The 6047-nt window shown below is 76.4% G+C and carries 2 protein-coding genes; both read left to right on the top strand.

The window, feature by feature from the left end:
• Positions 1-6: 6 nt before the first annotated feature.
• Entirely contained in the window at positions 7-3174 is a 3168-nt protein-coding gene (locus ACLQ24_RS20095) for a permease (protein WP_425893249.1), read from the top strand.
• Positions 3171-5930: an FtsX-like permease family protein gene (locus ACLQ24_RS20100; RefSeq protein WP_425893250.1), complete on the top strand. Its 2760-nt coding sequence runs from the start codon at positions 3171-3173 to the stop codon at positions 5928-5930. The genes ACLQ24_RS20095 and ACLQ24_RS20100 overlap by 4 nt, the downstream gene beginning before the upstream one ends.
• The last annotated feature ends 117 nt before the right edge of the window (positions 5931-6047 follow it).

The raw sequence follows: 6047 nt of genomic DNA on the forward strand, positions 1-6047 counted from the left end.
GCGACGATGCTGAGGCTGGTCAGCCGGCGTGCCCGCGCGCAGTGGCCACTGCTGGCAGCCCTCCTCGGGGTCGTCACGATCGGCGCAACCCTGCTCGGCACCTGCACCCTCCTGGTCACCCGCACCGCCGAGCGGGCGCTGGAGGTCGCCATGGCCCGCGCCGCCCCCGCCGCCGTCGACGCGACCGTCTACACCGGCACCGTCGAGGGCCCGGACGCGCCGACCGTCGCCGCCGACACCCGCACCGTGGTGGCCTCCGCGCTCGCACCGTTCCCGGTGACGACAACCGCGCGGGCGTCGACGGTGCTGCGGGCGCTGCCGCCCGCGCTCGTCCCCGGCACCACCGTCGGAGCCCAGGCGTACCTGTCGGGATTGGACGACCTGCCGGCCCGCGCCGAGCTGGTCACCGGACGCTGGCCGCAGCACCCCGGCGACGCGGTGCTGCTGGAGTCTACCGCCCAACTGCTCGGCCTCACCCCCGGTAGCCGGGTGCGCCTCGGCGCCGAGTTGGCCCACCCGCCCGTCCCGGCCATCGACGTGAACGTCGTCGGCGTCGTACGCCCGCTGCCGGGGCGCGGCTGGGACCGCGACCCCCTCGCCGCGGCCGGCTCCGCCACCGGCTACCGGGACGGCCGCTTCCTCCAGCCGGTCAACGCCTACGGCCCGTTCCTCATGGACCTCGCCGACCTGCTCACCACCGGCGCCACGGTCGACCGGATGGAGATCAGCGCCCATCCGGACCTGTCCCACGCCAACCGCCGCGACCTGGAGACCGTGGCCGGGAACGTCCGCGACGCCGACCGCCGGCTGGCCGGCACCCTCGGCGACCGTGTCACGCTCGCACGTGTCGCCTCCGACCTGCCGTTGACCCTGCGGGCCTCCGACGACCAACGGCACGTCACCGCCGCCGTCGTGCTCGCCATCGCCGTCCTCGGCGGTTTCCTGGCCGCGACGGCACTCGTCCTCGCCGGCCGGCTGACGGCGGGCATACGGGCCGACGAGACCGCCCTGCGGTCCGCAGTGGGCACCAGCCGTCGCCAACTCGCCGCCACCGCGACACTCGAGGCCGTGCTCCTCGCCACCGTCGCCGCCGCGCTGGCGGTACCGGCCTCCTCGTCCCTGCACGCCGGCCTGACCCACCTGCCACCGCTGGACCACGCCGGCCTCACGGTCCGGCCGGCCATCGTCGGCGCCCAGGTCGTCGCGGTCGCCGGCGGCGCGCTGGTGCTGGCCGCCGTGCTCACCGTCCTGGCGACCCGGCCCGTCCCGGCAGCCGGCGACCGGGGCACCCGCCGCGAACTACTGGCCCGGTCCGGCGCCGACCTGCTGCTCGCGGTATTCGCCGCCACCGGATGGTGGCAGCTGTACGCGCAGCCCGCCGCCGCCAGCCCACGCGCCGACGCGATGCGGGTGCTCGCGCCGGCGCTGCTGCTCACCGCAGGCGCCGCCCTGGCTCTCCGGGTGGTACTGCCCGCCCTGCGCGGCGCCGACCGGCTGGCGTACCGCGCTCGCGGGCTGGCGCTCCCGCTGTCGGTCGCCGAGGCCGCCCGCCGGCCCCAGGCGGTCGCCGCCGGACTGCTGGTCGGGCTGGCCTGCGCGACCGCGACCTTCGGCCTCGCCTTCGACACGACGTGGCACCAGTCGCAGCGCGACCAAGCCGCGCTCTCCGTCGGCACCGACCTCGCACTCACCCTCGGTACGGCGCCGGTGGCCGGAGACGGCGCGTTCGTCAGCGCGGCCACCGCGGGGGCGGTGAGTCCGGCCCTCGACCGTGGTACCACCGTCGGTCAGTGGCTCGGCACCGCCGGCGACGCGCCGCGCCTGGTCGCCGTCGACACCACCCGCGCCGACGCGCTGCTACGCGGGCGGGTGGACAGCGACCGGCGATGGGCGGACGTGGCCGCCACGCTGGCACCACGTACCCGGGTCGCCGGCATCGCCGTTCCGGCCGGGGCCCCGCTCGTCCTGCGCGGTACCGCGGTCGGTGACACCCCGCTCGCCGTGACGCCCCGGGTGCTCTTGCAGGACGCCACCGGCCTCCGCACGTCCTGCACCGGTCCCGCCGTACCGCTCGACGGCCGGGAGGTTCGACTGCCCACCTGCGCGACGGCCGACGGGCTACGCCTCGTCGCGGTCGCCCTGCCGGTCACCGCCGACACGGTCGGCGAACCCGTGGCCGTAGCCGTCACGCTCACCGTGCCACCCGCTGGCTCGGCGGAGAGCACCACCGACGGATCGGACTGGACCGCCACGTCCGCGCCACCGGTCCCGGGCAAGGTGAGCGACCCGAACGTCACGCTGTCCGCCACGCCGACGGGAACCGCGCTGCGGATGGCCGCGACCGTCGAACTCGGCGGTGCCGAGGACGCCGCCCGGACCCTCGTCGCCAGCGCCTTCCCAGATCCCGGTCCGGTGCCCGTCGCCGTCTCCGCCCGCTTCGCCGACGAGGTCGGTGCCGACAACGGCAGCCAGCTCAGCGTCACGATCGGCATCACGCCCGTCCCGATCGTCGTCACCCAGGTCGTGCCGACCGTACCGTCCGCCCCCGGCGCCGTCGCCGTCCTGGCCGACCTGGACACGCTGTCCCGCGCACGCGTCGTCACCGGCGATCTGACGTTCCCGGTCGACGCCTGGTGGGTCGGCCACCCCGCCGGTCCCGGGGCCGCCGAACGGGCCACCGCCCTGCACCTGGGCAGCGTCGCGACCCGCGAGGCGGAGACGGCCCGCCTCACCGGCGGCCCGCTGCGGGCCGGGCTGCCGGGCGCGCTCCGGCTCATCGTCCCGGCCGCGGCCCTGCTGCTGCTCGCCGGCGTCGTCCTGCACGTCACCTGCGATCTACAGGTCCGCGCCGTCGAGGTGGCTCGGCTGCGCGGCCTGGGGATGTCCCGGCGCGGTATCCGGGCCGTGCTGCTCGGCCAGCACGCGGGCGTTCTGCTGCCCCTGCTCGCGGCGGGCGCGGCCGTCGGCGCGCTCGCCACCCGCGTCGTCGCTCCCCTGCTCATCCGCTCCGACACCGGCGCCGCGCCCGTCCCGGCCGCCCAGTCACACTGGCCGTGGGCCGCCGAGGCCGCACTCCTCGCCGTGCTGCTGGCCGGATGCCTGCTGGCGGTCGCGGTCGTGGTCACCGTCCAGGTCCGCCGCGCCGACGCCGCGCACCTGCGGGCGGCGCCGTGAAAGGGTGGCTGACCCGCCGGTGGCTCGCGCCGCACTGGCCCAGCATCCGTGGCCGTGGCCGGGCCGACGCCGGACCGCTGCTGCTCACCGCCGCCGTCATCGCGGCCGTCGCGCTGCTCGCCGGGGCCGTTCCGGCGCTGCTCCGCGCCGCCGCCGACGACGCCGTCCAGGACACGGTCCGCCGGGCCGGTCACGACTCGAACGTCCTCGCACACGCCGAGTGGGAACGCGACGACGGCCCGACCGGCGGGCGGGTCCGGACGGCCGGCCTCGCCGAGGAGGTCGACGATTTCCGCGTACGGGCGACGTACGCGCTCGGGCCCGACCTCGACGCGGCGCTGCTGTCGCCCATCGCCGTCGTCAGCGGTCCGATCCTCAGCGTCAGCGAGGGCAACGCCCCGCGTACCTTCCAGTTCACCTACCTGGCCGGTGACGCCGGCGGCCCGGACGTGACCTGGATCGCCGGGAGCGCGCCCGGCCCCGCCGTCCCCGGCGAGTACGTCGAGTCCCCCTACAGCGGACCGCCCTGGCCGGTGCAGGTCGGTCTCTCCGAAGCGGACGCCGACGCGCTCGACCTCGGCCCCGGCGATCGAATCCCGGTCAAGGACGGCCGAGGTCGTGACAGGGACGTCCGGATCAGCGGGATCTACCGGCCCGCGGACAGCGCCGACCCCGCCTGGCTACTCGCTCCGGCGCTCCTGCGCCCCGTGCCCGGAGTCGACGGCGTGGGGATCATCCGGTTCGCCGGCCTGTTGTCGCGCGAGTCGTTGCCGGACGCCCGGCTCGCCGTCGACGAGGACCAACTGCGGCGCACCGTCCAGTTCACCCCGGAACCCGACGCGCTCACCTGGGACACCACCGCGACGCTCGCCAGCCGGGTGGTCCAGCTCAAGGCGGCCTCCGGCTCGTCGGGGAACCGTGACGAGTCCCTGAAGTGGGAGTCGCAGCTCGACACCACCCTGCGCGACGCCCGTGGGCGGATCAGCGCCGCCTGGGCACAGGTCGCCGTCCTGCTCACCGGGGTGCTGACCGCCACGGTACTGGTCCTGCTGCTCGCCGCCGCCCTGCTGGTCCGCCGTCGTGGCCCGGCGCTGAGCGCCGCCCGGCAGCGTGGGGCGGCGCTACCCGACCTCGGTGCGGAACTGGTCATGGAGTCCACCGCGCTGTCCCTGTCGGCCGCTGCCGTCGGACTCGCGCTCGCCCGCGCGGCGGCGCCGGGCGTCTCCTGGACCTGGGCCGTTCCGGTGGTCCTGGCCGGGGCCGTGGCCGCGCCGACGTTGGGCACCCTCGCCGCCGCCCGCGCCAGCCGGGACCGGCGTCGACCCGCCAATCCCGCCGCCCGACGCTGGGTCCGGGCCACCGGCGAGATGCGCCGCGTCGCCGTGGAGGCCGCAGTCCTGATCGCCGCCGTCGCCGCCTTCGTCACGCTGCACCAGGGCGGTCTCCTGCCCGTCGTCTCCGACAGCGACACCGGCGAGCTGACCGGCGACCGGATCCTGCCGATCAGCGCCCTCGCGCTGGGCGTGCTCGTCGGCGCGCTCGTCCTGCTCCGACTGCTGCCCCTCGGGGCACGGTTCGCGCTCCGACAGGCCCTGCGCTCGCGCCGCCCACTGGCCGTGTTCGGTGCCGCTCGGGCGGCCACCACGGCCGGGCGTGCGCTGCCGCTGCTGGTTCTGGTGAGTGCCACGGCGCTCGCGTCGTTCGCGCTCATCCTCGGGACCACCGTCAGCCGGGGCCTGGCCGACGGCGCCTGGAGCACCGTCGGCGCGGACGCCCGCCTCGACGTCGGCGCCGAAGCCGAGGCCGCCACGCCCGCGGTCGCCGAACGCATCGCCGCCGCACCAGGGGTGGGACAGGTCGTCGTCGCGCAGGTGACCGACTCGGCGCGCGTCTTCGCCGAATCGACGCTGTTCACCCCACACCTGGTCATCGTGGACGCCGACGCGTTCCGGCGTCTGCTGGCCGCCACTCCGCTGCCCGACGCGCCGGCGCTGACCCGGCTCACGGCACCCGGTCCTGGTCGCGGGGACGTCCCGGCGCTGGTCCGGTCGAGCAACGGCGACCTGCGGACCGGCATGCGGTTGCAGCTACCCCGGGACGACGCCCCGGCGATCCACCTCACCGCGGTCGGTACCGCGCCGTCCGTCGACGGCGTCGGTGACGTCGTCATCGTGGACGCCGGGGCCCTCGCCGACGCCGGGCTGCCCGCCGTTCCGAACACCGTCTGGGCAACCGGCCCCGGCGCGGCGCGGGCCGTGTCGACCAGCGGCGTGGCCGCCGACGTCGTGCTGCGCGCGGACGTCCTGCGGGCGCAGCGGGTCGCTCCGCTGACCGCCGGGTTACTGCGGCTGGCGTGGACGGCCGCCGGGGTGCTGCTGGCGCTGGGGCTGCTCGGCCTCGCGCTCGCCGCTGCGGCGAGCGCGTCGGAGCGGTGGCAGACCCTGACCCGGCTGCGGACCCTCGGCCTGCGGCCACGCGACGCCCGCTGGGTCGCCGCCGGAGAAGTGTTGCCGCCGGTCGTGGTCGCCGCGGTGTGCGGTCCGCTCCTCGGGGTCCTGCTCGCACGACTGACGATCGGCCCGCTCGACCTGCGGCTACTCACCGGCCAGGCCGCCGACCCGGGGGCGGTCCTGCCGTGGTGGCTGCTCGGCCTGGTGAGCGTGGCGCTGCTGGCGGCGGCCGCCCTGGTCGTACCTGTCGAGTCGGCGTTGCGGCGACGCGACCGGCTGAGCGAGGTACTGCGCGCCGGCGAGTGAACGGGCTGCTGGGCCACGATCGAATTGCGCGAGGCCCGTTACCGATCGATCGGTAAACGGGCACCCCCAAAAAAGGGGTGCAGAAGGTTGGGGATAAAAGGGTTTAAAAACAGAACA

The sequence above is a fragment of the Micromonospora sp. DT4 genome (assembly GCF_049841675.1).
Classification (GTDB): domain Bacteria; phylum Actinomycetota; class Actinomycetes; order Mycobacteriales; family Micromonosporaceae; genus Micromonospora.

Excerpts from the sequence above, each read along its gene's own strand:
- ACLQ24_RS20095 (WP_425893249.1), top strand. The coding sequence starts at position 7 with ATGCTGAGGCTGGTCAGCCGGCGTGCCCGCGCGCAGTGGCCACTGCTG.